The 26,904-nt window shown below is 52.6% G+C and carries 23 protein-coding genes; 16 read left to right on the top strand and 7 right to left on the bottom strand.

Features of this window, described 5'->3' with window-relative positions; translation table 11 throughout:
- Positions 1-35 precede the first annotated feature (35 nt).
- The 6 genes from ACI48K_RS14610 to ACI48K_RS14585 all read left to right on the top strand — a co-directional run bounded on the left by ACI48K_RS14610 (position 36) and on the right by ACI48K_RS14585 (position 7,031).
- Entirely contained in the window at positions 36-1,079 is a 1,044-nt protein-coding gene (locus tag ACI48K_RS14610; protein WP_475028324.1) for a YkvI family membrane protein, read from the top strand.
- 187 nt (positions 1,080-1,266) lie between these two features.
- The gene (locus ACI48K_RS14605) at positions 1,267-2,370 is read left to right on the top strand and encodes an ABC transporter ATP-binding protein (RefSeq protein ID WP_475028323.1); all 1,104 of its coding nucleotides are present in this window, start codon (positions 1,267-1,269) and stop codon (positions 2,368-2,370) included.
- Positions 2,367-3,266, top strand: coding sequence for a carbohydrate ABC transporter permease (locus ACI48K_RS14600; RefSeq protein ID WP_475028322.1), 900 nt, complete (start codon positions 2,367-2,369; stop codon positions 3,264-3,266). Before ACI48K_RS14605 ends, ACI48K_RS14600 begins: the two co-directional genes overlap by 4 nt.
- Positions 3,266-4,120, top strand: a complete 855-nt coding sequence (locus tag ACI48K_RS14595) for a carbohydrate ABC transporter permease (protein WP_475028321.1) — start codon at positions 3,266-3,268, stop codon at positions 4,118-4,120. Before ACI48K_RS14600 ends, ACI48K_RS14595 begins: the two co-directional genes overlap by 1 nt.
- A gap of 141 nt (positions 4,121-4,261) precedes the next feature.
- Positions 4,262-5,659 carry an ABC transporter substrate-binding protein gene (locus ACI48K_RS14590; protein ID WP_475028320.1) on the top strand — a complete coding sequence of 466 codons (1,398 nt, stop codon included), beginning with the start codon at positions 4,262-4,264 and terminating at the stop codon, positions 5,657-5,659.
- A 19-nt stretch (positions 5,660-5,678) separates the two neighbouring features.
- Entirely contained in the window at positions 5,679-7,031 is a 1,353-nt protein-coding gene (locus tag ACI48K_RS14585; RefSeq protein WP_475028319.1) for an MBL fold metallo-hydrolase, read from the top strand.
- Between the two features lie 394 nt (positions 7,032-7,425).
- On the opposite strand, the gene ACI48K_RS14580 is transcribed toward ACI48K_RS14585, so the two are convergent.
- Positions 7,426-8,928, bottom strand: coding sequence for an amidase (locus ACI48K_RS14580; RefSeq protein ID WP_475028318.1), 1,503 nt, complete (start codon positions 8,926-8,928; stop codon positions 7,426-7,428).
- 252 nt (positions 8,929-9,180) lie between these two features.
- On the opposite strand from ACI48K_RS14580, the gene ACI48K_RS14575 reads away from it, so the two are divergent.
- The 9 genes from ACI48K_RS14575 to moaA all read left to right on the top strand — a co-directional run bounded on the left by ACI48K_RS14575 (position 9,181) and on the right by moaA (position 20,243).
- Positions 9,181-12,855, top strand: a complete 3,675-nt coding sequence (locus ACI48K_RS14575) for a nitrate reductase subunit alpha (RefSeq protein ID WP_475028317.1) — start codon at positions 9,181-9,183, stop codon at positions 12,853-12,855.
- Positions 12,845-14,428, top strand: a complete 1,584-nt coding sequence (gene narH, locus ACI48K_RS14570; protein WP_475028316.1) for a nitrate reductase subunit beta — start codon at positions 12,845-12,847, stop codon at positions 14,426-14,428. The genes ACI48K_RS14575 and narH overlap by 11 nt, the downstream gene beginning before the upstream one ends.
- A complete protein-coding gene (narJ, locus tag ACI48K_RS14565) occupies positions 14,421-14,987 on the top strand; it encodes a nitrate reductase molybdenum cofactor assembly chaperone (protein WP_475028315.1) in 567 nt (188 codons plus the stop codon). The genes narH and narJ overlap by 8 nt, the downstream gene beginning before the upstream one ends.
- Positions 14,984-15,670, top strand: coding sequence for a respiratory nitrate reductase subunit gamma (narI, locus tag ACI48K_RS14560; RefSeq protein ID WP_475028314.1), 687 nt, complete (start codon positions 14,984-14,986; stop codon positions 15,668-15,670). The genes narJ and narI overlap by 4 nt, the downstream gene beginning before the upstream one ends.
- Positions 15,671-15,710: 40 nt before the next feature.
- Positions 15,711-16,169, top strand: a complete 459-nt coding sequence (locus ACI48K_RS14555; protein WP_475028313.1) for a GAF domain-containing protein — start codon at positions 15,711-15,713, stop codon at positions 16,167-16,169.
- Between the two features lie 2 nt (positions 16,170-16,171).
- Positions 16,172-17,236: a sensor histidine kinase gene (locus tag ACI48K_RS14550; protein ID WP_475028361.1), complete on the top strand. Its 1,065-nt coding sequence runs from the start codon at positions 16,172-16,174 to the stop codon at positions 17,234-17,236.
- The gene (locus ACI48K_RS14545; protein ID WP_475028360.1) at positions 17,236-17,877 is read left to right on the top strand and encodes a response regulator; all 642 of its coding nucleotides are present in this window, start codon (positions 17,236-17,238) and stop codon (positions 17,875-17,877) included. The genes ACI48K_RS14550 and ACI48K_RS14545 overlap by 1 nt, the downstream gene beginning before the upstream one ends.
- Before the next feature lie 189 nt (positions 17,878-18,066).
- Complete coding sequence (locus tag ACI48K_RS14540; RefSeq protein WP_475028312.1) at positions 18,067-19,230, top strand: nitrate/nitrite transporter; 1,164 nt, start codon at positions 18,067-18,069, stop codon at positions 19,228-19,230.
- Positions 19,227-20,243 carry a GTP 3',8-cyclase MoaA gene (gene moaA, locus ACI48K_RS14535; RefSeq protein WP_475028311.1) on the top strand — a complete coding sequence of 339 codons (1,017 nt, stop codon included), beginning with the start codon at positions 19,227-19,229 and terminating at the stop codon, positions 20,241-20,243. The genes ACI48K_RS14540 and moaA overlap by 4 nt, the downstream gene beginning before the upstream one ends.
- Here the strand turns inward: moaA and ACI48K_RS14530 are convergent.
- Positions 20,240-20,956 carry a YwiC-like family protein gene (locus ACI48K_RS14530; RefSeq protein ID WP_475028310.1) on the bottom strand — a complete coding sequence of 239 codons (717 nt, stop codon included), beginning with the start codon at positions 20,954-20,956 and terminating at the stop codon, positions 20,240-20,242. The genes moaA and ACI48K_RS14530 overlap by 4 nt on opposite strands.
- Before the next feature lie 90 nt (positions 20,957-21,046).
- On the opposite strand from ACI48K_RS14530, the gene ACI48K_RS14525 reads away from it, so the two are divergent.
- On the top strand, positions 21,047-21,370 hold the full coding sequence (locus ACI48K_RS14525; protein ID WP_475028309.1) for an iron-sulfur cluster biosynthesis family protein: 324 nt from the start codon (positions 21,047-21,049) through the stop codon (positions 21,368-21,370).
- 89 nt (positions 21,371-21,459) lie between these two features.
- Here the strand turns inward: ACI48K_RS14525 and hcp are convergent, their stop codons facing one another.
- The 5 genes from hcp to ACI48K_RS14500 form a co-directional block, all read right to left on the bottom strand.
- The gene (hcp, locus tag ACI48K_RS14520) at positions 21,460-23,103 is read right to left on the bottom strand and encodes a hydroxylamine reductase (protein ID WP_475028359.1); all 1,644 of its coding nucleotides are present in this window, start codon (positions 23,101-23,103) and stop codon (positions 21,460-21,462) included.
- 72 nt (positions 23,104-23,175) lie between these two features.
- Complete coding sequence (locus tag ACI48K_RS14515; RefSeq protein WP_475028308.1) at positions 23,176-24,306, bottom strand: GerAB/ArcD/ProY family transporter; 1,131 nt, start codon at positions 24,304-24,306, stop codon at positions 23,176-23,178.
- A gap of 5 nt (positions 24,307-24,311) precedes the next feature.
- Positions 24,312-24,545 carry a hypothetical protein gene (locus ACI48K_RS14510; RefSeq protein ID WP_475028307.1) on the bottom strand — a complete coding sequence of 78 codons (234 nt, stop codon included), beginning with the start codon at positions 24,543-24,545 and terminating at the stop codon, positions 24,312-24,314.
- 6 nt (positions 24,546-24,551) lie between these two features.
- Entirely contained in the window at positions 24,552-25,802 is a 1,251-nt protein-coding gene (locus tag ACI48K_RS14505; protein ID WP_475028306.1) for a Ger(x)C family spore germination protein, read from the bottom strand.
- Positions 25,799-26,902 (bottom strand): GerAB/ArcD/ProY family transporter, encoded by a 1,104-nt coding sequence (locus ACI48K_RS14500; protein WP_475028305.1) that lies wholly within the window; start codon positions 26,900-26,902, stop codon positions 25,799-25,801. The genes ACI48K_RS14505 and ACI48K_RS14500 overlap by 4 nt, the downstream gene beginning before the upstream one ends.
- Between the last annotated feature and the right edge of the window lie 2 nt (positions 26,903-26,904).

Raw genomic sequence — 26,904 nt, 5'->3', positions numbered from 1 at the left:
ATTGTACAAGTTAAAAATGGAAGTAGTGAGGATTCATGGTTAAAGAGTGGGCGAAGATTTTTCAGATTGCCTTTACCTATATCGGAACGGTGGTGGGGGCCGGATTCGCTTCCGGCCAATCGATCATGCAGTTCTTTACGATATACGGGGCCGTCGGGGCAATAGGCATTCTCATCACAACCCTCCTGTTTATGTGGATCGGGACCAAAATGATGATCGTAGCTCACCGGATCGGCGCATTTTCCTATCAGGAGTTCAACAATTATTTATTCGGCAGGATTTTCGGAAAAGTCGCCAACGCATTAACCTTTATCATTTTGCTCGGAGTGACTTCAGTCATGCTGTCCGGGACCGGATCCATTTTCGAGGAGCAGCTGCATCTTCCTTTTCAAATCGGCATTGTGGTCAGCATCCTGCTCAGCTACCTGGTCTTGAGCAAGGAGATGAGCGGAATTCTCGTCATCAATTCTTTAGTTGCGCCCTTGATTTTGCTCTTTAATTTTCTGATCGGGATCAAGGCTGTACAAGCCGATCAAATTATGCAGCTGGCGCATCTTCCGTTTCAGCAGTTTACCCACTATAACTGGATCTTAAGTTCCCTTGTTTACGTAGCGTTAAACTTTGCGTTCATTCAGGCGGTCATGGTGCCGCTGGGAAGCGAGATCAAGAAGGAAAGCACTTTGAAATGGGGAGGGATTTGGGGCGGTATCGGACTGGGCGTCATGCTGCTGATCAGTCATTTGGCGATTCACTCCCGCATGCCCGGGATCCTCCGCTTTGAAATACCGATGGCCGAAATTGTCCGCAATTTGGGGCCATTTTTTCATACCCTGTTCCTGCTCGTAATTTACGGGGAGATCTTTACGACTTTGATCGGCAACGTGTTTGGCATCACCCGGCAAATTCAAAGCTTGTACAAGCTGCCCAAAAACATGATTATTTTCGCAATATTGCTTGCTTGCTTCTTAATCAGCCAGATCGGTTTTACGGCATTGCTCGCTTATTTATACCCATTGTTCGGTTATCTGGGACTAATCCTGCTCATTTTTCTCGCGGCCAAAAGGCTCCCCGGAAGATGAACCCGGGCAGCGCGTTTTGTCCCGAAGATTGTAAATTTCATTGGCTTATCAAGTTATCGGACGCCGGTTGGCGTCTTTTTTATTTGGCGATATTTAACAATCGCTTGATATTCGTTTAACACGCGTCGCTTATGATGAAATGCTGGTCTACTAGAGGGCCGGCAATCACAAAAAGGGGGCGTTTACTTTGGATGTCCGTCTCAAACAGGTATCGATGGATTTTAACCGTACAAGGGTGGTGGACGGAATGGATTTGTCCATCCGTTCGGGAGAGTTGGTCTGTTTGCTGGGTCCAAGCGGCTGCGGCAAGAGCACCACGCTGTTCATGCTGGCGGGTCTGCACCGCTGCACGGAAGGGGAAATCTATTTCGGGGACGAGCCTATGAACCGAAAGGGTCCCGAACAAAGAGACATCGGCATGGTGTTTCAAAATTACGCTTTATACCCGCACATGACCGTGCTTAAAAATATTATGTTTCCGCTCAAAATGAAAGGCATTTCCAAAGCGGAGGGGCAAAAGCGCGCCGAGGAAATCGCAGAGATGGTGCAAATCAGCCATCTGCTGGAGCGCAAGCCGGGGCAATTGTCCGGAGGCCAGCAGCAGCGGGTCGCCATTGCCCGCGCCCTCGTCAAGAAGCCGCGGCTTCTGCTGCTCGACGAGCCGTTTTCGAACCTGGATGCCCGGCTGCGGATCGAGATGCGGGAGGAAATTCGCCGAATACAGCGGGAAGTAGGAATCACGACTCTGTTTGTCACGCATGATCAGGAAGAAGCGATGAGCATTTCCGATCGGATCGTTCTGATGAATGAAGGGCAAATTCAGCAAAGCGGAACGCCTGCGGAGATCTACCGCCAGCCGTCGAACGTATTCGCCGCCGGCTTCATCGGCACGCCGAAAATGAATTTTATCGAGGTGAGCGCAGCCTCAGAGACGGCGCTTCTGGGGATTCGCCCGGAAGACTGGATCCTCGGGGCGGACGAGCCTTTGCTGCATGGCCGCGTCCATTATATAGAAACTATCGGGCGGGATACGCTCGTCAAGGTCCGCTGGGGATCCCATACATTTACCGCTTTTGCGAGGTCAGGGATTGATTTAAAAGAAGGAAATGAAGTGAGCTTAGGCCTCAAGCCGGAGCAGGCGCATTGGTTTGATGCGGCTTCGGGACGGCGGCTTGCTTCCGGGAAGGAACCGATGCTCAGCCCTGGCCTGCTGAGCCTGAGCCAAAGCCGGGGACAAGCTGACGCGGCTTCGAATGCGGGAGCTCCGGCGAAGGAGGAAGCGAAGCGATGAACCAGCGTCCGACGATTCGAAGCACGCTCAAGGCCTTATTGTATTTGCTTCCCGCACTGACGATTATCTCGGTGTTTACGGTTTATCCGCTCATTAAATCGCTCGAGATCAGTTTTTACACGGATTATGACTATTTCAAGGATATTGTTCGCGCCAGAGGGTGGGACAACTACTATACGGTATTGCATGATCCCGACTTCTGGCTGGCTATGCGAAACACACTGTTTTTCGTTGTAGGAGTTGTGCCCGCTTCCGTCGTGATTTCACTGCTGATCGCGGTGCTGCTTAACTCCAAGATCCGCTTCCGCGGTTTGTTTCGGACCGTCTATTTCTTGCCCTACGTCACTTCGCTGGTGGCGGTATCCATCGTTTGGCAATGGATTTACCACACGGACTACGGAATTCTGAATTATATGCTGGGCTGGTTTGGCGTAAGTCCGATTTCCTGGCTCAACACTCCGAAGCTTGCGGTTCCGGCCCTGGTTCTTCTGGCGATCTGGAAAAGTCTTGGTTATAACATCATCATCTTTTTGGCGGGTTTGCAAACGATTGGCGAGCAATATGAATTCGCCGCCCGCGTCGACGGTGCTAACCGCCTGCGAAGATTTCGCTATATCGTGCTGCCACTGCTGTCTCCGACCACTTTTTTCGTGATTGTAGTATCGGTAATCTCATCCTTCAAGGTGTTTGACGAGGTTTACGCCTTGTTTGGCGGCGGCGGCGGGAAAGCGGGTCCGTCCGACAGCGCCCTGACGATTGTATTCTATGTGTTCCGCAAGTTTTATTCCGAATGGAATTTCGGCGTAGCCGCGGCGGCGTCCTATTTGATGTTTATCGTCGTGCTTCTGTTCACCGTCCTGCAGTTCTATATCGGCAGAAAGAAGGTTCACTACTGATGGCCAATAAAAGGCAGATAAGCTGGCAGGACGGAATTCAGGCGGTTTCGCGATTTTTGGTGTACGCGGTGCTTATTCTTGGCGGCATTGTGATGATCCTGCCCTTCTACTGGATGATCACGACTTCGCTCAAAACGCCGGACGAAGTCGTGATGCTGCCGCCGGAATGGATCCCGGTCAGCTGGAAATGGGACAATTACCGGCTTGCGTGGGAAGCGGCACCTTTCGGCCGGTACTTGCTCAACAGCGTCATCGTAACCGTTCTTAGCACGGTCGGTGAACTGGCAACCTCCATTCTGGCCGCATTTGCTTTTGCGCGGCTGCGTTTCTACGGGCGTGAGATCCTTTTTACCTTGCTTCTCGCAACGATGATGGTTCCCGGGGAGATCCTGCTTACTCCCAATTTCGTAACCTTGACCGAGCTTGGCTGGATCGATCATTATGAAGCGCTTATTGTCCCCTGGACCGCGAGCGTATTTACGATCTTTTTGTTCAGGCAGTATTTTCTCGGCGTTCCGGACGAATTGTATTTTGCGGCACGGGTCGACGGAAGCGGCGATTTTAAATATTTGCTGAACATCATGGTTCCTCTCTCCAAGCCGGTGCTGATCACCAGTGCGCTGATCAAAGTCATCGCAAGCTGGAACGCCTTCCTCTGGCCGCTGATCGTGACGAACTCGGCGGAGATGCGGACCTTGCCTGTTGGCTTGACGGCTTTCGTCTACGATACGGGAAAGAGTTACGAGCAGCTGATGGCCGCTTCGTCGATGATCATCCTGCCGATGATCGTGCTGTACCTGTTTATGCAGAGACACGTGATCGAGGGCATTTCGCGCGCCGGCATCAAGGGATGACGGAAATTTCATTAAAGGTGGTGGTTGGGATAAGGCGATGTCTTGAGAGCGGCGTAAGTAAGGCGGTTTCTGAGGATCATGTACAAGCGGAACGCTTGAAGGAATGAACAATCCAAAAAACAAAGCGAGGGGAAGATTAGCATGCTGCAAAAAAAGCTGATTACCGTTATGATGCTTTGCCTTATGATCATTGTTGCTACGGCTTGCGGTGGGGGAAACAATCAGGCGAATACGGGAAATACGGCGGAAAACACGTCGGGGAATACATCGACGAATGCCGCCGCCGCAGGAAACTCGACTGAAGAAACGACAGGGACCGAGGAGACGGGACCCGGATCCATCACCATTGACCAACCGGTTACGATCGAATTCTGGCACGCGATGTCCGGACATCTGGAAGAAGTGCTGCAGCAGCTTGCGGATGAGTTCCATAGCCAAAATCCGAACATGACGGTGAAACTGGTGGCGCAGGGCAGCTACGATGACTTGTCCCAAAAGCTTATGGCCGCGGCCAAAGCGAAAAATTCTCCGACGATGTCGCAGGCTTATTCCAATTGGCAGACCGAATACGTAAACAATGAACTGATCGAGGATTTGACTCCTTATCTCAATGATGCCAAGGTGGGCTTGAGCGCCGGGGATCAGGCCGACGTCGTCAAAGCGTTTATGGACGATAACACTTGGAACGGCAAAGTATACGGGCTGCCGTTTAACAAAAGTACGGAAGTGCTGTATTACAATCAAAGCTATCTAGACAAAATGGGACTGCAAGTACCAACGACTTGGGACGAATTGAAAACGGCGGCCGGCAAACTGACGACAACGATCGACGGCAAAAAAGTCGTAGGGATCGGGTTTGAAAACTCTGTATCCGGCGATTTGGCCACTTTTGTCAAACAAGCGGGCGGCGATTATGTAACCGATGACGGAAAGGTTGCCTTTAACTCGCCGGAAGGCAAAAAGGCGCTTGGTTTCTTATACGATTTGATCGTTACTTCCAAAACGGGACGTTTGGCCGGTGAAGACGGCTATATGTCCGATCCGTTCGGCCGCGGAGATGTTGCGATGTATATCGGCTCTTCGGCAGGTACCTCCTTTGTCGGAGACGCCGTGAAGGACAAGTTCAAATGGTCGACCGCGCCGCTTCCGAAGGATCAAGCTGCCGCTTCTCCGTTCCAAGGCACCAACCTGATGATTTTCCAAAGCGCCGCTCCGGAGGAGAAGCTGGCAGCCTGGGAATTCGGGAAGTTCCTGATCTCGAACGAAGCAACGATTCATTGGGCGCAGGAAACCGGGTATGTGCCGGTGCGCAGTTCGGCTTTGACGGATGAAGCGTGGACGGCGTTTATTCAAGAGCATCCCGAACAAGCGGCGGCCGCGAAGCAATTTGACTCCGCTTTTGGCGAACCGCATTTGAACGGCTATAACCAGCTTCGCACTGATGTTTCGAAGCAGATCGACGAAGTGCTGCACGGCCAGAAATCGGTAGATGAAGGACTCGCCGCCGCGGAACAGGCCGCGCTTCAAAGCTTGAAATAATTACGGGGGTGTGTTCATCATGGCGGGAACCTATACGCATGTTCGCTTTTGGTCGGGACTCCGGACGATCGGAGGGACGATCATCACGGTTGCGCACGGCGACAGCCGCATCATTTTCGATTTCGGCCGCTGCTTCATTCCGGCCGGGGATATGATCGAGAACGGCATCGCCGAACTTGCCGACCCGGCTGCCGATTATTTGCGGCTGGGACTCTTGCCTCCCCTTGACGATTTGTATGGCGAAGCTTCGCTGACATCGGCGGGAAGCCCGCTTCGTCCGGCAGGCCGGAGCGCTTTGCGGCAGGCGGTGCTGATCTCGCATCTCCATCAGGATCATATGGCTTTGATGGGGATGGTCGCTCCGTCCGTTCCTGTGCTGATGACCAAGGAAAGCCTGCGTCTGTATGAAGCGCTGGAGATGATCGGGGAAGGCGTGCCTGCCGTTCCCGGCCGGACATTTGGCGTATTGGAATACGGACAACCCATGATCGTCGGAGACATCGTGGCCACCCCGCTGCGGGTCGACCACGATGTGGCGGGCTCCTGCGCCTTCCTGGTAGAGACGCCGGAACTCCGCCTGTTATATTCCGGCGATTTCCGGATTGACGGCAATCATTCGGAATGGACACGAGGCATGGCGGACGAAGCGAGAAAGCGGCAGGTTCAAGTGCTGATCACGGAAGGCACGACGATCGGGATGTCGCAGGACGAAGATGCTTCTCCCGATCTAGTCGGCGGAAGCCGTGCCGGCGAAGGCAATATGGCGGAGCGCGCGACCGCGGCGATGAGGGAAGCGGGGGGCTTGGCGGTCGTCAATTTATATCATCGCAATATTGAGCGAATCGAAGCGCTTTATGAGGCGGCGGCAAGCGCGGATCGAGTTCTGGTTCTCGAACCGGAAACGGCCCGCTTGCTGCGGGCTCTCACCGGGCGCGGGAACATCAACGTGCTTGCGGACATTCCGCAGGAGGGCTTTGTTTCGGTTTCACTGGAGGCGATTAACGCAGCCCCCCATCGATATGCGCTTCAGAACAGCTTTTCGCGAATCGTTCGACTGCTCAAATTGCGTACGGAAAAAGGGGTATACATCCATTCCAACGGAACTCCGCTTGGCGCTTACGATCCCAATTATGCCGCTCTGCGCGATCTGTTGAAGCGGATTGGTCTGGAGTACCGTTATATCGGCGCTTCCGGCCATGCGCGCCCTGAGGAATTGAGGCAGATTGGCGAGTTGATCGGGGCGGAATGGTACATTCCGCTGCACAGTCTTCATCCGGAGCAAATGGAGCTGTCCGCCGGCATTCGTCTGCTTCCCGAATACGGGAAGACCTACCGTTTTCAAGGCGGAAGGCTTGTCAGCGAAAGAGAGTAAGATACAAAGAGAGGTTGTCCCGAAAGTCATCATAGATGACGGAGGAACAACCTCTTTTCAATATATTACGAGACATCATACTGCCATCGGCGCAGCTTCCTTGCAAAAGCCCTGACCAAGCGTCCTGATCACGCTCCCCGATTGCGCCCAGCGCCAGGGATCGTCGTCCACGCTCCTCCGTAACGAATCGTATTGACGCTATTCCCGTATTTTTCGGCGATTTCCCGATCTAACGGACTCCACAGTCGTTATTTATCTCCAATGACCGCAAATCAGCCATTTTTCCCTTGAATAACGTCTCTCAGATCCGTTACAGATCATTTTTTGAAATCCACACCCGGATCTCTGTCGAACTCATCTTCTCAGACAACTGTTTTTTCGTCTTTAGGGATTTTCACCTAAACAGCGGGTTCCCCTTCATCCCGATCCACAGCCCGGTTTGTTCCATGCGGGCGGCGAGCTGCAGCAGCAGGTCTTCGCGGCCTTTGGAGGCGATCAGCTGCACGCCGATCGGCATGCCATCCGGCGTGAGATGCACCGGTACGCTTATGGCCGGCTGTCCGGTCAGGTTGGCGAGTTGAGTGAACGGAGTATAGGTCAGGCTTGGCTCAAACATATCGTAGATCAGCCTCCGTTGTTCGGAAGGAGACATCCCGCTGACATTGAGCAGCCTATCGATTTCCTCGGAACTTTGCATCAACTCGCCGATTTTGGGCGCGGCATCGGCGTTCGCCGGCGTCATGTACAGATCGAATTCCTCGTGCAGCCCGGCCATTTGGGCGGCTGCGACATCCCATTCGTCCAGGCTATGCACGAATTCCGCGGCCGTGACCTGTTTTCCGGCTTCGGCAAGCACCCACGAAACGATATCGACTTCTTCCGCGGCGATGGAACGGCCCATGCCTTTTTCCAGGGAAACGAACATGGCGGCGACCTCTCCGGCGTTCATCGTATAGTAGTTTTCCATCAGTCTGACGCCGTCCACCGGACTTGGCTTCTCCACGACTTCATGGCCTTCGGCTTCAAGCCAGCACACGGTTTTCCGCACGGCCAAGACGGCCTCGGGACTTACCGGCGTGCTTACCGGAGACGCGGTCGTAAATCCGACTCGTAGCTTCTTAGGCCATGGCTTGAACAGGTCGTCCAAATATACGCCGGGATAAAGCGGCGTTTGGAAGGCGGCCTCCGGCTGCAGCGTCTGCAGCAGGTCGAGCAGGGCGGCGCTGTCGCGGACCGAGCGGGTCAGCGCGAAGTCGATCGCCGCGCCCTGCCACTGGCGGCCGGCTCCCGGGCCGACCGGCGTGCGTCCGCGCGTCGGCTTCAGCCCGAACAGGCCGGTGAACGAGGCCGGGATGCGGATCGACCCGCCCCCGTCGCTGGCCCCGGCCGCCGGAACGATCCCCGCCGCGACGGCCGCTGCGGCGCCTCCGCTGGAACCGCCTGGAGAGTAGTCGCGGTTCCAAGGATTGCGGGCGGGTCCGTGCAGCGCGGGTTCGGTAATGTTCCGAAGCCCGAACTCAGGCGCGTTGGTGTGCCCCAGCGGAATAAAGCCGGCGCGCCGGATTTTGGCCACATAATTGGAATCGCGTTTTGCGATATTGTTCTTCATCAGGATCGAACCCGCGGTAATCGGTTCTCCGCCGATTCCATGCGAAAGATCCTTGAACAGGAAAGGCACTCCGGCGAAGGGCCGGGATTCGTCGCGAATGCGGGCGGCCATCTCCTCCGCTTCCTTCAAAGCCGCCTCGCGGCGGGTGCGGACAACGGCGTTTAACCCCGGGTTGATTTCATCCAACCGGGCAAGAGCGGCTTCCACCAGCTCGCGCGGGGAGACCTCGCGTTTCTTGACGAGCTCGGCGAGACCAACGGCATCATAAGCCTGGAAAGGAAAAGACATAACAAAGACCTCTTTTCGTTGAAAATCGCGTTAATTAAGGTGAATCTTATTATACCTTAAGCCGGGAAACCCCGCTCCGGAATTTGGAATGAGCGAGGAAGAAGCCCCTCTTTTTGCCCCTTTTATTAAAACAAGGGATTTCCCTCGGCGCTATAGGTTATTCCCTAATGGGAAGTGCGGCGGAGGCCTTACATAATGAAAGGGAGCCGAATTCCTTCAGGGATTTGATGCTGAAAAGGAGTGTTCTTCTCGATGAAAAGAAAATATGGCCTCCATTTTTTTAAACCGATCGAAAGCTATTCGGACCGCTGGTCCATCCTAGAAGAAAAAAGCAGGGATTGGGAAAACATGTACCGCGAGCGCTGGTCGCACGACAAAGTGGTCAGAACGACGCACGGCGTCAACTGCACCGGATCCTGCAGTTGGAAGGTGTTCGTCAAAAACGGCATCATCACGTGGGAAAACCAGCAAATCGATTACCCATCCTGCGGTCCGGATATGCCGGAATTCGAGCCCCGGGGTTGCCCGAGAGGGGCGTCGTTCTCCTGGTACGAATATAGTCCGCTGCGCATCAAGTACCCTTACATCAGAGGGAAACTGCTGCGGCTTTGGCAGGAAGCGCTCACTGAATATGAGAATCCGGTCGATGCTTGGGCAAGCATCGTCGAAAATCCGGAAAAAGCGAAGCTTTACAAATCAGCTCGCGGCAAGGGCGGCCACGTGCGGATTCATTGGGACGACGCACTGCATCTGATCTCGGCACAATTGATTTATACCATCCGGACATACGGACCCGACCGGATTGCGGGATTTACGCCCATTCCCGCAATGTCAATGGTGAGTTATGCTTCGGGAGCGCGTTTCATCTCGCTGCTCGGCGGGGAGATGCTGAGCTTTTACGACTGGTACGCGGACCTTCCGCCGGCTTCTCCTCAAGTCTGGGGAGAACAAACCGATGTGCCGGAATCTTCGGATTGGTACAATTCCGGCTATTTGATTATGTGGGGCTCGAATGTGCCGTTGACGCGGACTCCGGACGCCCATTTCATGTCTGAAGTACGCTATAAAGGAACGAAAGTGGTGTCCGTGGCCCCCGATCTCGCCGAAAACGTCAAATTTGCGGATCACTGGCTTGCTCCGAGTCCCGGCACCGATGCGGCAATCGCTCAAGCCATGACGCATGTCATTTTGAATGAATTTTACCAGGAGCGCCAAGAACCGATGTTCGTCAATTACGCAAAGCAGTATACGGACATGCCTTTTTTGGTTCTTCTTGATAAGCATGAGGAGGTATGGAAAGGCGGCCGGTTCCTGCGGGCAAGCGATCTCGGAGAAACGGCGACGCATGGCGATTGGAAACCTGTCGTTTACGACGAGGCGTCCGGGGATATCATCGTGCCAAACGGTACAATGGGCCAGCGCTGGGAGGAAGGGCGGAAGTGGAACCTGATTCTTGAGAGGGAAGACGGAAGCAAAGTCGAACCGGCCCTGACGATGGAAGGCCATGAAGAGCAATGGATGGAAATCGTGTTTCCGCACTTTGACAATGCGGGGAACGGGACGTTCAAACGCGTTATACCGGCTCGAAAGATCACGCTGGCGGACGGGTCCGAAGCTTATGCGGCCACCGTCTATGATCTCATGATGAGCCAATACGGCGTAGCGCGCGCGGATAGCCCCTATAACGCTCAAAGCTATGATGATCTCAGCTCCCCCTACACCCCTGCCTGGCAGGAAAAAATCACGGGCGTCAAGGCGTCCGCCGTGGTCCGGGTCGCCCGCGAATTCGCGCTGAACTCGCTCGAGACGGGCGGCCGCTCGATGATTATCATGGGGGCCGGCATCAATCACTGGTTCAACAGCGACACCATCTACCGGGCTATTTTAAACCTGGTCATCTTAACCGCTTCGCAAGGTGTCAACGGCGGAGGCTGGGCGCATTATGTCGGTCAGGAAAAATTGCGGCCGATTGAAGGCTGGTCCACGATCGCCTTTGCCAAGGATTGGCAGGCCGCAACCCGGCAGCAAAACGCCACTTCGTTTTTCTATTTTGCCACGGAGCAATGGAGATACGAGGAAAGCGGATTGGAAGACCTGAAATCGCCTATCGGCGAAGAACTGAAATACACCCATCCTGCGGACTATAACGTGCTCGCCGCACGCCTTGGCTGGCTGCCTTCTTATCCGCAATTTAACAAAAACAGCCTGTTGTTCGCGGAGGAAGCCGCCCGGGATGGAGGCGACTCGGAAGGCGAAATCATGGACCACGCCTTGGACGAAATTAAATCTCGCACAATCCGCTTTGCGGCGGAAGATCCGGGAGCGCCCGAAAACTTCCCCCGTTCGTTGTTTGTTTGGCGCTCCAATCTGATTTCCAGCTCGGCGAAAGGGCAGGAGTATTTCATGAAGCACTTGCTTGGCGCATCGGACGCCCTTTTGGCCCGGCCCAACGAGGAGCAGAAGCCGGAAGAAATGATTTGGCGGGAAGATGCGACGGGAAAACTCGACCTGCTGGTAGCGCTGGATTTTCGCATGACCACTACGCCGATGCATGCCGATGTTGTGCTGCCGGCGGCAACCTGGTACGAAAAAACGGATCTGTCCTCCACGGATATGCACCCCTTCGTGCATCCTTTCAATCCGGCGATCAACCCGCTTTGGGAATCCCGCTCGGACTGGGATATCTACCGCAAGCTGTCCGAGGTTTTTTCGGAGATGGCTAAGCGGCATCTGCCGGGTGTCTATAAAGATCTGGTAACTTCCCCGCTTGGGCACGATTCGCTGGGAGAGATTTCTCAGCCTATGGGGCTTGTGAAGGATTGGGCCAAAGGAGAGACCGAAGCGATTCCGGGACAAACCATGCCCAAGCTCAGCATTATTGAACGGGATTATACGCAAATCCACAATAAGTATGTTTCGCTGGGTCCGAATTTAACGACCGGCAAAATCGGCGCGCATGGCGTAAGCTTCTCCGTGGCCGATGAGTATGAGGAGCTTAAACGGATTAACGGGACTTATTCGGATAGCACCGTTAAGAACGGGCTGCCCCAAATCGAGACGGCCCGGCAGACGGCGGAGGCCATATTGCGGCTGTCATCCGCCACGAACGGCCGCGTGTCTCAAAAGGCCTACGCCCAAGCGGAGTCGGACTCGGGCGTGACGCTCCGGGATATTTCGGCGGACAGAGCGGCGGAAAAAATTACGTTTCAAAGCATTACGGTCCAGCCGCGCGAGGTCATTCCGACGCCGGTGTTCAGCGGTTCGAATAAACAGGGCCGCCGTTACTCGCCATTTACTACCAACATTGAACGTCTAGTACCGTTCCGCACGTTAACGGGCAGACAGCATTTTTACATCGACCATGAAATCTTCCGTCAATTCGGAGAATCGCTGCCCGTATACAAGCCAACCTTGCCACCTATGGTACTTGGCGCGCGAGATAAGAAGGTGAACGGAGAAGCGGACTCGCTTGTGCTGCGGTATTTGACGCCTCACGGCAAATGGAACATCCATTCGACCTATCAGGATAATCAGCATATGCTGACGTTATTCCGCGGCGGCCCAACCGTCTGGATCAACCATGAGGATGCGAAGGCGCATGGAATTAACGACAACGATTGGGTGGAAGTCTACAATCGCAACGGCGCCGTGACGGCGCGGGCGGTCGTCAGCCACCGGATGCCCAGAGGAACCCTGTTCATGTACCACGCTCAGGATAGACACATTCAGGTGCCGGGCTCGGAAATCACGCAAACCCGCGGCGGCAGCCATAATGCTCCAACCCGGATCCATATGAAGCCCACCCAAATGGTCGGCGGATATGCGCAGCTCAGCTACGGGTTCAATTATTACGGGCCGATCGGCAATCAACGGGACGAATATGTGGCGGTCCGCAAAATGAAGGAGGTTAACTGGCTTGAAGATTAAAGCGCAAATCGCCATGGTTCTGAACCTGGATAAATGCATCGGCTGCCATACCTGCAGCGTGACCTGCAAAACGACGTGGACCAACCGGAAAGGCGCCGAATACATGTGGTTCAACAATGTAGAGACCAAACCCGGGATCGGATTCCCGAAGCGTTGGGAAGATCAGGAGCTGTATAAAGGCGGGTGGAAGCTCCGCAAAGGGAAGCTTGAGTTGAAATCGGGCAGCAAATTGTCCAAGGTGGCGCTCGGGAAAATTTTCTACAACCCGGATATGCCGGAGATGAAAGATTATTACGAGCCGTGGACGTATAACTACGAGCATCTGACCGGTGCCAAGGAACAAAAGCACTCACCGGTTGCACGCGCGCATTCCGTCGTAACGGGAGAGAAGATGAATCCGGAGTGGGGCCCGAACTGGGAAGACGATCTGGCGGGAGGGCATGTCACCGGGCCGCTTGATCCGAATATCCAAAAGATCGAGGAAGAGATCAAATTCAGCTTTGAGCAGTCCTTTATGATGTATCTTCCCCGGCTTTGCGAACACTGCCTGAACCCGAGCTGCGTTGCGTCCTGTCCTTCGGGAGCGATGTATAAGCGCGATGAGGACGGCATTGTCCTGGTGGATCAGGAGGCTTGCCGCGGCTGGAGGTATTGCATGACGGGCTGCCCGTATAAAAAGGTTTACTTCAACTGGCAGACCAATAAAGCGGAAAAATGCACGTTTTGCTTTCCGCGTGTGGAAGCCGGACTTCCGACCGTTTGCTCCGAGACCTGCACCGGACGAATTCGCTACCTCGGCGTCCTGCTGTATGATGCGGACCGGGTGCTTGAGGCGGCGTCCACGCCGGATCCGAAAGACCTTTATCAAGCGCAATGCGAATTGTTCTTGAATCCGAACGACCCGGACGTGATCGCACAGGCGAGTAAAGACGGCATCTCGCAGGATTGGATCGAAGCCGCGCAGCATTCGCCGGTTTACAAGCTCGCCATCGAACATCGGCTGGCTTTTCCGCTTCATCCGGAGTATCGTACCCTTCCGATGGTGTGGTATGTTCCGCCGCTTAGTCCGATTATGAATTGTTTCGAAGGGAAGGATTCCGCGCAAACCCCGGATTCCATCTTTCCGGCTATTGATGACATGCGAATACCGATCCGGTATCTGGCTAACCTGCTTACGGCGGGGGATACGCAGGCGGTTAAGGAAGCCCTGCAGCGGATGGCCATGATGCGCTCTTATATGCGGGCGCTGGAGACGAAGCAGGAATTTGACGCGGACCGTCTTGAACGGGTTGGTTTGACGGCACCGCAGACGGAGCAAATGTACCGTCTTTTGGCCATCGCCAAATACGAAGACCGTTTTGTGATTCCAACCTCCCACAAGGAAGGACAAATGGATTCTTTCCGCGCTCAAGGTTCCGCCGGATACGGTAATCTGATGGGCAATATGGGAACGGGCGCCGAATGTGACGGCTGCGGGGCGGTAAGTATAGCGGAACAAAAACTCCAACCGGACGGAAAATCGGACGGAGAATCGGTCGGGGAAAACTTCTACGGAGGGATTTGGCGTGATTGACGTAAAAGAATTATACGGGTTCAAGCATTCATTCGGTTTTTTTGCCAGGTACTTGATGTATCCGGAAAAACCGAGTTTTCAACCCTCCGCTTTGGAGGAATTGCTGGATGCCGGCCATCCCGCATATCCGTTTGCGGATAGATTCTGGTCGCTCATCCAAAATTACAGCTTGGAAGAAATTCAGGAGAATTACACGGCAACTTTCGACTTTCAAAAGGATTGCGCGCTTTATATGACGTACTTCAAGCTGGAGGACGCGAAAGAGCGCGGACAAATGCTGGCGAAGCTGAAAATCTTGTATGAAATGTTCGGACTGGAGATGCCGGAAGGCGAACTGCCGGATTATCTGCCGCTCATGTGCGAATTTCTTTATGCCGCGGAGTGGAAGGGAGATCCCAAGGCTCAAGAAAATTTCCGTATGCTGACCGCTATTTTTGAGGACGGAACCTTTCACCTGCTGCAAGCGCTTGAGAAGATGGGAAGCCCCTATGCCCATTTGATTCGGGGGCTTCGCGAAACTTTCAAAGCCTGCGAGCGACGGGAGGTTGCGTATCCATGAATTTGGCGAACCAGTTTACGTGGGTTATCTTTCCCTATCTTTGTCTGGCCGTCTTTATCGTTGGACACATCTACCGCTACCGGACGGATCAATTTCATTGGACGGCAAAATCGAGCGAATTCGTGGAGAAGAAACGGCTGATGCTGGGCAGTATATTATTTCACCTTGGCATCATTCCGGTCGCTTTCGGACATATCGCCGGCTTGGCGATTCCAAAGCCCTGGATGCGCGCCATCGGAGTGGACGATCATTTGTACCATATTGGAGCGGTGTATATCGGGGCGTTATTTGGGGCCATCACTTTTCTGGGCATGGTGATTTTGACCGCGCGCCGTTTCACGATACGAAATGTACGGCGATTAAGCTCGGCTTCCGATCTGATCGTAAACGTATTTTTGCTGCTTATCGTGATGATGGGAATGTACTCCACCTTGGTGACCAACGCCGTTCAGCCGGAATTCGACTACCGGGAAACCGTCTCGATCTGGTTCCGGGGATTGTTTTTGTTCCGGCCGGACGCTTCGTTCATGACCGGAGTGCCTTTATCCTTCAAGATTCATATTTTTCTCGGGTTTTCCATTTTGGCCTTTTGGCCGTTCTCGCGGCTGGTGCATGTGTGGAGTGTTCCGTTGAATTATATTCGCAGAAGTTATATCCTATACAGAAGACATAAATCAAGCTAGGGAGCCGGTTTTCCCTGTTTAAATTAGGAGATTGAACCCCATGCCCAATAAACTCGATTTTCAACTGGAGATCGATCGAATCCGCGAAACTTTCGGTTATGATTTCATGGCGCTCGCGTTGGTTGAATCGGCGGAATATCAATATGTGATCAAATGGAAATATGCCTCCGGAAATTTAAACGAACGCTTTAAAAGAATCGTGCTTAAATCCGGGAAAGGAATAGCGGGCATCGTTTTCAAAACGGGAAAACCCATGCTGATCCCATCCGTTCAAGAATATGTCGCAGCCGACAGCCTGTTTAATTACCCGATCGTCAGATCCGAGGAACTGCGGAGCCTTGCGGCCGTACCGCTGTGGAACGATGCCCGCGTGGCCGGCGTATTGCTTGGCGGTTTTAGGGGGGAACGGCGGGTCACGGAAGAGATGCTGCGCGATTTGAAGCGTCTGGCGGATCAAGGATTGGGGGATTTAAACGGGAAGGAGCCGATGCCGAATTGATCATGCGTACGGAGATGAGCCATTTAAGCCCGCTCGTGCTGAAGCTGTTCGAAAACAGCTTGGAAGCCATTATCTTTTTCGATAAAGAAGGAAAAGTCCTGGCCATGAATCCGGCGGCCGAGGAAATGATCGACGACGAGATTCTGGAGCGGTTTTACCGGGGACAAAGCCAGGCTATATGCGGAACCTGCCGGGGTTACACGAGCGAAACGGAGCTGCGCACCTGCCTTGATTGCTATTTTGCTTCGCCCGACTCGAAGGATTTTACTTCTTTCCAGGTTTTTTTGGAAACCAAGGGCAAAGGGATTTTGCCCTATTCCGCTTCCTTTCACGTCATTGACGCCGAGCGGGGAATTCACGCGTTTATGCTGAGGAATTTGACGAAGCAGATCAAGACGCAGGAAACGTTTTATCATAATAAAATGATCAAGCATGTCATTGAAGCCCAGGAAAATGAACGAAAGCGAATATCCAGGGAACTGCATGACAGCGTCGCCCAGGAAATCATGAGCGCGGTTGTCGACCTTCGGGTGTTGAAGTATATGACGGACGATGAACAGCTCCTGAAAAAAATGAAGCAAACCGAGGCCTCCATGACAAGGCTGCTGGAGGATATCCGGAGCCTGTCGGTGGAGCTTCGCCCCGCGGCTCTGGACGATCTGGGGCTCGAGGCGGCGTTTCGTTCGCATTTCAAGCGTATCGAGCAAAGTTATGGCCTGATTGTAAAGTTCACGTCCAATCTCGCGCAAAAACGTTATGGAAGCGAGATTGAAACGGTAATCTATAGAATCTGTCAGGAAGCTGTATTAAACGCTTTGAAATATGCGCAAGTAGACAACGTGACTATATCTTTGTCCGAAGAGAACCATATGCTCCAATTGGCTGTAGAGGATGACGGCGTCGGTTTTGATCCGGGCGACAAGCCGGTGGGCACCGGTCTGGGCCTATATGGCATGCAGGAGCGGGCCGAACTGGTGAGCGGAAAACTGAAAGTGGCTTCGGAGCCCGGCAAGGGAACGAAAGTCCTCTTGCAAATCCCTAGGGGAGAAGGAAGGGATGAGGTTTGATCAGCATCGTGATCGCGGACGACCATGCCATTGTACGGAGCGGGTTCTCGATGATTCTGAATTTTCAGGAGGATATGGAGGTCATCGGAACGGCGGCGGATGGCATGGAGGCTTATGCCGCAGTCTCCAAACACAAGCCGGATATCCTCATCATGGATCTCAGCATGCCGCCGGGAGAGAGCGGATTGATTGCGTCGGGCAAGATCAAAGAGGATTTCCCGGATACGAAAATACTGATTTTGACGATGCATGATGAAGAAGAGTATCTGTTTCATGTGTTGAAGAACGGAGCTTCCGGTTATGTATTGAAAAACGCGCCGGACGAGGAGCTTTTGCATGCCATCAGGACCATTTACAAAGGCGGGACTTACATCCATCCGCAAATGGCGAATTCACTCGTTCGCGAGTTCGTCAAAAAGGCGGCGCAAAGTGAGGATCCCTTGGAGCTGCTGTCAAAGCGGGAATTGGAGATATTGCCGCTGATTGCGAAGGGATACGGGAACAAGGAAATTGCCGAGAAGCTGTTTGTCTCGGTTAAGACCGTGGAGGCGCACAAGGCAAAAATCATGGAGAAGCTGAATTTGAAAAGCCGTCCCGAACTGGTTGAGTATGCTCTGAAACGAAGATTGCTGGATTTTTAGTTTATGAACAATATGAATCCTTTTTGAACAACTGCCGCTTCCCAGGGAAGCTGCTTTTTTTATTTTCAAGGGTTTTCCCCGGCTCAGGAATGGGGAGTTCCCTATATCTGGGCGGATTGGAGGCGGATACAATAAAGTCAACACTTCGTGCTGCACATTTGGCAGAAATAATTCGAAAAGGTGATTGCGATGTTTAAAAAAATCCAGCTTCCGCTTCAAACGTTGAATCTAGTTCTCGGGTTCATGGTGTGGGTTATCTTATCCTCCCTGATGCCGTTTATTTCCGAGGATATCCGCATTCCTCAAGACAGGCTGGCCCTGGTGACCGCCATTCCCGTCGTGCTGGGCTCGGTTTTGAGAATACCGCTTGGTTATTACGCGAATATCCTGGGAGCTCGGATCGTTTTCCTGGTCAGCTTCGTTTTGCTTTTGTTTCCGGTCTATTATATCAGCGAGGCGTCCTCCCTGACCGATTTGATCATCGGAGGTTTGTTTCTCGGAATCGGCGGGGCCGTGTTTTCCGTCGGAGTAACCTCGCTGCCGAAATATTATCCGCAAGAAAGGCATGGATTCGTAAACGGCATTTACGGATTGGGAAATATCGGGACAGCGATCACGACATTTTCGGCGCCGATTGTGGCGGCAAAGATGGGCTGGCCATTAACCGTGAAGCTGTACCTTGTTCTGCTGCTGGCGTTTATCGCTTTCAATTTCTTTTTCGGAGACCGCCGGGAGACAAAAGTGAAGACACCGATCATCGAGCAGATCAAGGGCGTATATAAAAATGAAAAACTATGGCTGTTCTCCCTGTTTTATTTTATTACCTTCGGATCTTTCGTTGCGTTTACCGTTTATTTGCCCAACTTTCTGGTATCGAATTTCGAATTGGGAAAAGTGGACGCCGGTATGCGGACAGCGGGGTTTATCGCCGCCGCAACTTTTCTCCGGCCGGTTGGCGGCTGGCTCGCGGATCGGTTTCGGCCTTTGCTTTTGCTTGCCGCAACTTTTGCCGTCTATACGGCTGCGGCGATCGTCTTGGCCTTCTCTCCCTCCATCGCTCTTTATGCTGCGGGAACCTTAGCCATTGCGGTTAGCGCAGGAATCGGAAACGGTGTCATCTTCAAACTGGTTCCGCTTTACTTTAATAAGCAAGCGGGAATCGCCAACGGTATCGTTTCCATGATGGGCGGACTTGGCGGATTTTTTCCGCCGATTATGCTTTCGGCCATCCACTCCTACACGGGCCAGTACTCCATCGGTTTTATGCTGTTGTCCCAGGTCGCTCTGGCCAGTCTGGTTCTGGTCATGTGGCTGCATTATCAAGACCGGCTCGCGTCGTCGGTGGCAGCATGAGCGCATTCCCCCTATTGGACCGGTTGCAGCGGCCTATTCGGGATTTAAGGATATCGGTAACGGATCACTGTAATTTTCGCTGTACTTATTGCATGCCCAAAGAAATTTTCGGCGATGATCACGCATTTCTTCCCAAAGAAGAGCTGCTGTCCGACGAAGAAATTTGCCGGCTCGTGAAGCTGTTTGTGTCGCTTGGAGTTACCAAGATCCGGTTGACCGGAGGGGAGCCGCTGCTGCGTCCTTCCCTTCCCGGGCTTGTCGCCCAAATAACGGCCATCGGCGGAGTGAAGGACATTGGTTTGACAACCAACGGGATTTTGCTTGAGCGGCAGGCCGAACCGCTGTATGAAGCGGGTCTGCGACGGCTGAATATCAGCTTGGACGCCCTGGATCCCGGGCTTTTCGGACGAATGAACGGCCGCGGAATTGACGCTTCGCGAATTTTGCGGCAAATCGATCAAGCGTCCGCAATCGGTTTTGAGGTCAAAGTGAACATGGTTGTGCAGAAGGGCGTAAACGATACCGAGATTTTGCCGATGGCCGCTTATTTTAAAGAGCGCGGAATTACGCTCCGCTTTATCGAGTTTATGGATGCCGGATGCAGCAATGGCTGGAGTTTAGGAGAAGTTTTAACCAAAAGCGAAATGATCGGGCGTCTTCAGGAAGTCTACGAGCTGGAACCGTTAACTCGTGAGCCCAATGGAGAGGTCGCGCAGTATTACCGCTACAAAGGCTGCAAAACCCGGGTCGGCTTTATTACATCGGTTTCGGAGCCATTTTGCTCTTCATGTACGAGGGCTCGTTTGTCATCCGACGGAAAATTTTATTCGTGTTTGTTTGCTTCGGAAGCTCTTGAGCTTAAATCTCTGCTCCGCGGCGGTGCCGATGACGACATGCTGCTTGATGCCATCGCCGGGGCTTGGGGACGGCGCAGCGACCGTTATTCGGAGGAACGCGCCGGCCGAACGGCCCGGACCGGCAAAAAGCCGGACATGTCCTACATCGGAGGTTAAGAGTAAAATACAAGGGCCACGAATAAATAAAGCATGGCGGAAAAACCGATTTCACTTATCCCGGCAAGCTTGGCGGTAATTTTCGTCTTTGGTAAAACAAGCGCCCGCAGCAGCAAGACGAAGAGAGCGGGAAACAAGGCCGGGAACAGCGGCAGGCTGATTAGCGCCAGCAAGGCGTGATATATTGCCGAAGCCAGATAATATCGGGGATTTTTCCTTTCCCGGATGATCGTTTTCACGTAGAGGGCCGTCCCGATGAAATAAAAAACCGACAATAAGAACAATTCCGTTGCCGTTCGCAAGTTGTCTCCTCCTCCGATAAAAAAGGCCGGATAAACCATAAGGCTAAAAACCAGAACGGCCGCGATATCATTGGGCAGCGCGCGTTCGTTTTTGGTTTTTGCATAGTGCGCGTTGACGGCGAAAAGGGGGCAGATCGGCAGGGCAAGCCATAGAAGATTGGGTTCCGCTATGGACAAGCCGATCAAAAAAGGAGCCAGCATTACTCCATATACCACTACCGGCCGGCCGAACCTCTCGCGTTTTCCCGTTTTGATCAGCTGCAGCAGGGGAAAACTGAACAAGTAAGCAAGCAGCCAGCAAATAAAAAGCGGAATATGCAGCGGCCGTCCTTCGGAAGCCGTTATCCCGAACATGAAGGGAAGAACCAGCATTGCCCAGGCGCCGTGCTGATTCGGAATATATTTTCTCATTTTGATTGATCTCCTGTTCCCGATATTTCTTGATCGACAATGAATTCTTTTTTACAATTATTCTATAGCTCAAAAAGGAGGCCTGCCGCCATGAACATTCAGATGGATTCGCTTACGGAGAAAAAGCTGCAGGAAAGCAAGGGATCTCGCCTTGGGTTTTTCAAGCTGTTTTACGATACGGAAAATTGCGGCTGCAACGGGGTATTAACGATAAAAATATTGGATCAGCCCCTTGAAACGGATATCCGGTTTCAGGCTGGACCGTTTACTTTTCTGGTTGATCTCCAGCAAAGCAGCCAGTTTGACGATACGCTGACGCTAAAAGCGGACGAGAATTATCCTTCATTCAGGGTCAGCAGCGATTCCGCGCTGTACAGCAGCAATGTCAGAGTCGAAGATATGCGGCGGAATTAAAAGCCGTATTAAAAACCAAAGGACTGTCCGGAAACCCGATGAAGGCCGGAACAGTCCTTGTTTTTTACCCGTTTGCAGGCAGAGCGGACTTATGCGCCCATAAACATCTTGATGTCGTCCTCAACATTGTCGATCGTTCCGATGCCGAAGTTTTCAACCAATACCTTAGCGACACCCGGCGAAAGGAACGCGGGCAGCGTTGGTCCGAGATGGATGTTTTTGACGCCAAGATACAGCAGCGCAAGCAGCACGATGACCGCCTTTTGCTCGTACCAGGCAATATTGTAAGAGATCGGGAGTTCATTGATATCATCGAGGCCAAAAGCTTCTTTCAACTTCAGCGCGATAACGGCCAGCGAATAGGAGTCGTTGCACTGTCCGGCGTCGAGCACCCTCGGGATGCCGCCGATGGCTCCAAGGTCGAGTTTATTGTATTTGAATTTGGCGCAGCCGGCGGTCAAAATGACGGTATCGCTCGGCAACTGCTCCGCGAAATCCGTGTAGTAATTGCGGGATTTCATCCGTCCGTCGCAGCCGGCCATTACGAAAAATCTCCGGATCTCGCCGGATTTGACCGCATCCACTACCTGGTCGGCAACGGACATCACCGCCGCGTGGGCGAACCCGCCGACGATCTCGCCCGTTTCCAGCTCCGTCGGGGACGGGCAGCTTTTGGCTTGCTCGATCAGTGCGGAGAAATCCTTGGGCTGTCCTTGATCCCCGTCCGAAATATGACGGACACCGGGATATCCGGCGTTGCCGGTGGTGTACAAGCGGCCGATATAGCTGTCCTGAGGCGGCACAATACAGTTCGTAGTCATCAGAATGGGGCCGTTAAAGGCTTCAAACTCCGTATTTTGCTTCCACCAGGCGTTGCCGTAGTTGCCGACGAAATGGCTGTATTTTTTGAAGGCCGGATAATAATGGGCGGGGAGCATCTCGCTGTGGGTGTAAACGTCTACTCCGGTTCCTTCGGTTTGTTTCAGAAGCTCCTCCAAATCCTTCAGGTCATGGCCGCTGATCAAAATGCCCGGGCGGTCCTTGACTCCGATGTTGACCTTCGTAATTTCCGGATTTCCGTAAGCGCTTGTATTGGCTTGATCGAGCAGCGACATCGCTTCAACGCCAAACTTGCCCGTCTCCATGATGAGAGAAATCAAGTCCTGGGCTTCCAGCGAATCGTCAAGCGTTGCGGCAAGAGCCCGGCGCATGAACAGATCGACCTGATGATTCTCGTGCTCCAAATGGTGAGCGTGATAGGTGTAGGCTGCCATGCCTTTTAATCCATAGGTCAGTAATTCACGCAGCGACCGGATATCTTCATTGCTTGTGGACAGCACTCCGACAAACTGGGCTTTCGCATCAAAATCTTCCTCGGTATCCGCCGTCCAGAGCGCGGCGTCGGGAAGAACCCCGGCCGATTCCGGATATTGTTCGTCCCGGAATCCCTGAAGCCCGCTTCGCAGCTCCAGCGCTTCGCGGATTTTCGCAACAAAAACGTTCCGGTCAAAGTTGGCATTGGTGATCGTCGCAAACAGAGAGTCCATGATGAACAGGGATGTCCGCCGGTCCAGCTCCTCGGGCAACTCGACATCCAGGCTGACGAAAGCCAAGCCCTTCAGCAGATAAACGAGCAGATCCTGCAGGTTGGCCACGTCGTGCGGCTTGCCGCAGACGCCAACGACGGTGCAGCCCGTGCCCTTGGACGCTTCTTGACATTGGAAACAGAACATATTATTCATTCCCATATTCCTCCTTTTAGTAGGAAGTATATACAGGGAAGTCAAGAGGGCGGGTGATCGTGATCACTTTTTCGGAGCTGCCGCGGAACTGCCGGACGGACTTTTCTTTTTCTTTTGACCGCGGAATAACAGAAAAATGCCAAGCAGCAGAGGAACTCCGACTTGAAACCCCACATCCATTTTTAAACTGGGCCCAAGTCCGAACGCAAAATGCTGCGTGTAATCTCTTTCGATGAAAGAGGCCCCGAAAATCAAAGCCCCTACCGGTATAACCCACCACTTGTACGATTTTTGGGTCAATTGAGCCATTCCCTGTACGGCGCAGAAGTAAAACATGGCCATTTTGACCAGCAGACCGAGGTACAGCAAAATCGTAACCAGAATGTCCAGTCTTTCGATGAATTTCATATGCGATACGGTTCGAACCGCCTTTAATAATGGAAGCTGGCTTACTCCGGCGATGGTTGGACCAAGGATGGCCATGTTCAATACGTTCATGGCAATCAGAAACAAGCTCACGTAAATATAACCCAGCAAGGTGCTTTTTATGGGGGTACCGGGTTTTTCCCATAAAGACCAAACCATGAGGAAGACAAGCATCTGGCCAAACGGGAAAGAGACGATGTCCGGGAGAGCCGTTTTTACGACGGATCCAAAACCGTCTTCGAGCATTGGAGTGAGTTTTTGAAAATCTACGGTTCCCAGCAGAATCAGCAGCGCGACGATCAAGCCGTAAAAGACCATTAACGCGGGAAGAATCAGTTCCGGAAGCCGAAAGAACACCATGGCTCCCTGCCAAATGGCATAGCCGCCGGCAATGACGAAAATCAGCATCGTCACAAACATCGGGCTTCTGGGGAGCAAGGTCAGCGCGCTTAATTCGCCCAAGTCGCGAACATTACGCATGGATTCATAAGCGAAATACAAGCAGTAAATGCATCCGATAACGGCTCCGGCTACTTTTCCGAAGCCGCTTTTGAAAAGCTCCATCAATCCGCTGCGAGGGGACCTGCTCTGGATCCACAGAAAATACATCAGCAGAATCAACCCGGCAACCGACCCCACAGACATGGCTATCCAGGAGTCCTGTTTGGCTTTACTTCCAAGCAAAAACAGCGGCGTACTGCCGATTTCAAACAGCACCACCATAAACGATATTTGCAGGGAAGAGAGTTGCTCCTTGTCAGAGTTCAAGTTCATTAGCCTCCTAACCATACGATGATCGCGTGACCGATCGGCTGAAAATATTTGACGTATGGGGTCGATATGCTGATGAATGACTTATCGGAGAGCCCACGGATTTGAACGTATGCGCACCATCCGAGCAGACCCGCGAGCAGAAGCCATTTCAACCAGCGTTTTTTTCCTTTAAGTTTGATGCAGCCCCAAACCAGTAAAGCGGTGTAGCAGACAATAATCCACACGATCATCATTTTTCCTCAATCCTGTTCGACCGACTTATAGGATTTGTTGCTGAGCCCGAAACGATCGATGCTCATGGTTACGTGAGGACGAATCTCGATCTCTTTGAAAATTTGATCCCAATTGTCTTCTTTCTTGATCTGTTTCCAGCGATCGGGGTAAGTGCGATGAACCAGCGTCGCAAATCCTGTTACATCGGCATTCATACTATGGACTTTTGTCCATGAGTTTTGGATATATTCCAGCACCTCTTGTTCGATGCTTTTTTCGAGGCCGGTCGTTTCCGCGGGCTTGCTTAAATCCACTTTGCCTCCGAGCTCCAGGATCATGCCTTCGCCCTTGACTTGAATGTCCATGACAAAATGATCCCCCTCCCAAATGGGGCGAACTTTAGTCTTGGATTTCAGCAACGAAAAAGACGAGTCTTTTTTCTCGCTTTGCTTTGGATTAGATGAAAAGGGGATGGCTGCCGATCGGATTTTATTCGTCATAAAAGAAAGGCCGAAAGCCTCCTCATCCGACATCCAACCGACGAATTGGTCATCTTTGAGGATACCCAAACGTCCCAACTGGATGCGGCTGGGAAGATCGGTCACTTGGATTTCCTGCGACGAATCCATGATTTCCTGGTCGCTTAGTTTGATTTCCGGAATCGCGGCGCAGTGAGATTCCGAGGCCAATGCCATCGACAGCTCATACATCTGGATTCCCGGATAAAAGGAGGTAAGCTGGCTTTCCTGCTGGATCATCAACTGAATGCCGGTCGCCTGGTTTTTGGTCATTTGCAAGAGCTGCTTGAGAATATCGCCGGCCTTTCTTTCGCTCAAAAATACATATACCGTCTCGCTTGCATCCGGTTTGCGGATGAACAGGTCCAGTAGTTGTTCGATGCCTTTGCGGGCAATGTCTACATGAATGACAGTGATGCGGGAGTGGGCGAAGAAAAACTGCCGGGTACTGGTTAAATTGCCTCGATTTACGGCTTCCAAGATGGTTGCCCCCCGCTCGGTAAAAGTGACGAAGGGGGGAGTACTGGAACCGGCGCCGCCTCCGCCGCCTCCGGTGGCGCTGGTGCTGGAGCTGGGGTTGATGATCTGATAGGTGGCTACCCACTCGTTGTTTTCCCAATCATAAGCCGTTCCCGAAACGATCCCAAGTTCGTTCAATTCCCGGTTGTCCCAGCAGCCGGTAAGTCCCAAAGCCGCCAAGACAAGGCATATGAGGACGATTAGGCTCTTGCGAGTTCGCGCAGAAGAGGGCTTATTCATGAACTGTATTCCTTTCGTTTGCTTGTTTTCTTTCTGAATACGCCAAGCAAGTAAATGGACAACGGGATAAGCACATTAATCAGTATAAACACCGGAAAACGTCCTTCCGCATTAAAGTTGTTCAATTTGGCGGGGTCTTTCCATGTGTATAAGCTTTCCATTGCGATGATCAGTGACAACGCCACCAAATAGGGGCCTTTTTCGGTGACCCTAAAGGTCTGCTGAAAGCATTGAAGCGTGGCAAATACAAAAATGCCAAGCTTCAGATAAACCGACATGATCCAGTAAGAGATAAAGATAATCCCCAAGTTCTCCAGAAAGTTGCCGAATTTGATGAGTGCAATCGCCGAAACCACCGGATAGGCGGAGGATTTGATATATTCGGGACCATACACCACCAAGGAGAGAACCATGATCGTCAGCATAAGAAGGGACGAATAAATGAGTCCCATGACTCCCGCCCGCCGGGCTTTTTCCGGAGACTTCAAATAGGGGGCCAGAAACAATAAGACGGAGACTTCGGACATCCAGGCGATCGGGGACATGGAAGCAATTCCAACGGAACCCATGGAATGTTGGAACATCGGCAGCAGGCGATGCACGTTCACATCTTTCATCAGACCGAATAAATAGAGGGGCACAAACAAAATGTACAGGAAAATCACGATGCTGTTTATTCTGGCGATCGCTTCAATCCCCCTGTAAACCATGAAAATCATGACTATAAAAATCGTCGTCGTCAAGATGAAGACGGGAGTGTTGATCAGCACATTGTCTTTTACGAAGTTGATAAACTCCCGCAGAATCGCCGCAGAGGTGTCAAGGTAGTATTGCAGCAGCAGCAGCCCCAAAATCGTGGCCACAATTGGCGAGCTTTTGGAGGTGACCCATTCCAGCAGAGGAGTCCCTTTGCTCTGGCGGACGATGGTACCGATCAATATCGCGATGGCGATTCCGAAGATGGCGGAAAACAGGATGCCCCATGGGGAATCCTGCTCAAGGTGGGTGCCGACAATGTTGGGCAGCACGATCGTCGCCGTCGGCAAGATGGTATTGATCACCAGCATCGTAAGTTGCGCATTGCTGATTTTTTCGTTCATAC

This window comes from Paenibacillus terrisolis (assembly GCF_056171975.1).
The sequence above is the reverse complement of the archived record's forward strand: the minus strand, read 5'-3'. Positions and strand labels throughout refer to the sequence as shown.

Coding starts and splice junctions, on each gene's coding strand:
- ACI48K_RS14610 (WP_475028324.1), top strand. CDS start 36: ATGGTTAAAGAGTGGGCGAAGATTTTTCAGATTGCCTTTACCTATATC.
- ACI48K_RS14600 (WP_475028322.1), top strand. CDS start 2,367: ATGAACCAGCGTCCGACGATTCGAAGCACGCTCAAGGCCTTATTGTAT.
- ACI48K_RS14595 (WP_475028321.1), top strand. CDS start 3,266: ATGGCCAATAAAAGGCAGATAAGCTGGCAGGACGGAATTCAGGCGGTT.
- ACI48K_RS14590 (WP_475028320.1), top strand. CDS start 4,262: ATGCTGCAAAAAAAGCTGATTACCGTTATGATGCTTTGCCTTATGATC.
- ACI48K_RS14585 (WP_475028319.1), top strand. CDS start 5,679: ATGGCGGGAACCTATACGCATGTTCGCTTTTGGTCGGGACTCCGGACG.
- ACI48K_RS14580 (WP_475028318.1), bottom strand. CDS start 8,928: ATGTCTTTTCCTTTCCAGGCTTATGATGCCGTTGGTCTCGCCGAGCTC.
- ACI48K_RS14575 (WP_475028317.1), top strand. CDS start 9,181: ATGAAAAGAAAATATGGCCTCCATTTTTTTAAACCGATCGAAAGCTAT.
- narI (WP_475028314.1), top strand. CDS start 14,984: ATGAATTTGGCGAACCAGTTTACGTGGGTTATCTTTCCCTATCTTTGT.
- ACI48K_RS14555 (WP_475028313.1), top strand. CDS start 15,711: ATGCCCAATAAACTCGATTTTCAACTGGAGATCGATCGAATCCGCGAA.
- ACI48K_RS14550 (WP_475028361.1), top strand. CDS start 16,172: ATGCGTACGGAGATGAGCCATTTAAGCCCGCTCGTGCTGAAGCTGTTC.
- ACI48K_RS14540 (WP_475028312.1), top strand. CDS start 18,067: ATGTTTAAAAAAATCCAGCTTCCGCTTCAAACGTTGAATCTAGTTCTC.
- moaA (WP_475028311.1), top strand. CDS start 19,227: ATGAGCGCATTCCCCCTATTGGACCGGTTGCAGCGGCCTATTCGGGAT.
- ACI48K_RS14530 (WP_475028310.1), bottom strand. CDS start 20,956: ATGAGAAAATATATTCCGAATCAGCACGGCGCCTGGGCAATGCTGGTT.
- ACI48K_RS14525 (WP_475028309.1), top strand. CDS start 21,047: ATGAACATTCAGATGGATTCGCTTACGGAGAAAAAGCTGCAGGAAAGC.
- hcp (WP_475028359.1), bottom strand. CDS start 23,103: ATGTTCTGTTTCCAATGTCAAGAAGCGTCCAAGGGCACGGGCTGCACC.
- ACI48K_RS14510 (WP_475028307.1), bottom strand. CDS start 24,545: ATGATGATCGTGTGGATTATTGTCTGCTACACCGCTTTACTGGTTTGG.
- ACI48K_RS14505 (WP_475028306.1), bottom strand. CDS start 25,802: ATGAATAAGCCCTCTTCTGCGCGAACTCGCAAGAGCCTAATCGTCCTC.
- ACI48K_RS14500 (WP_475028305.1), bottom strand. CDS start 26,902: ATGAACGAAAAAATCAGCAATGCGCAACTTACGATGCTGGTGATCAAT.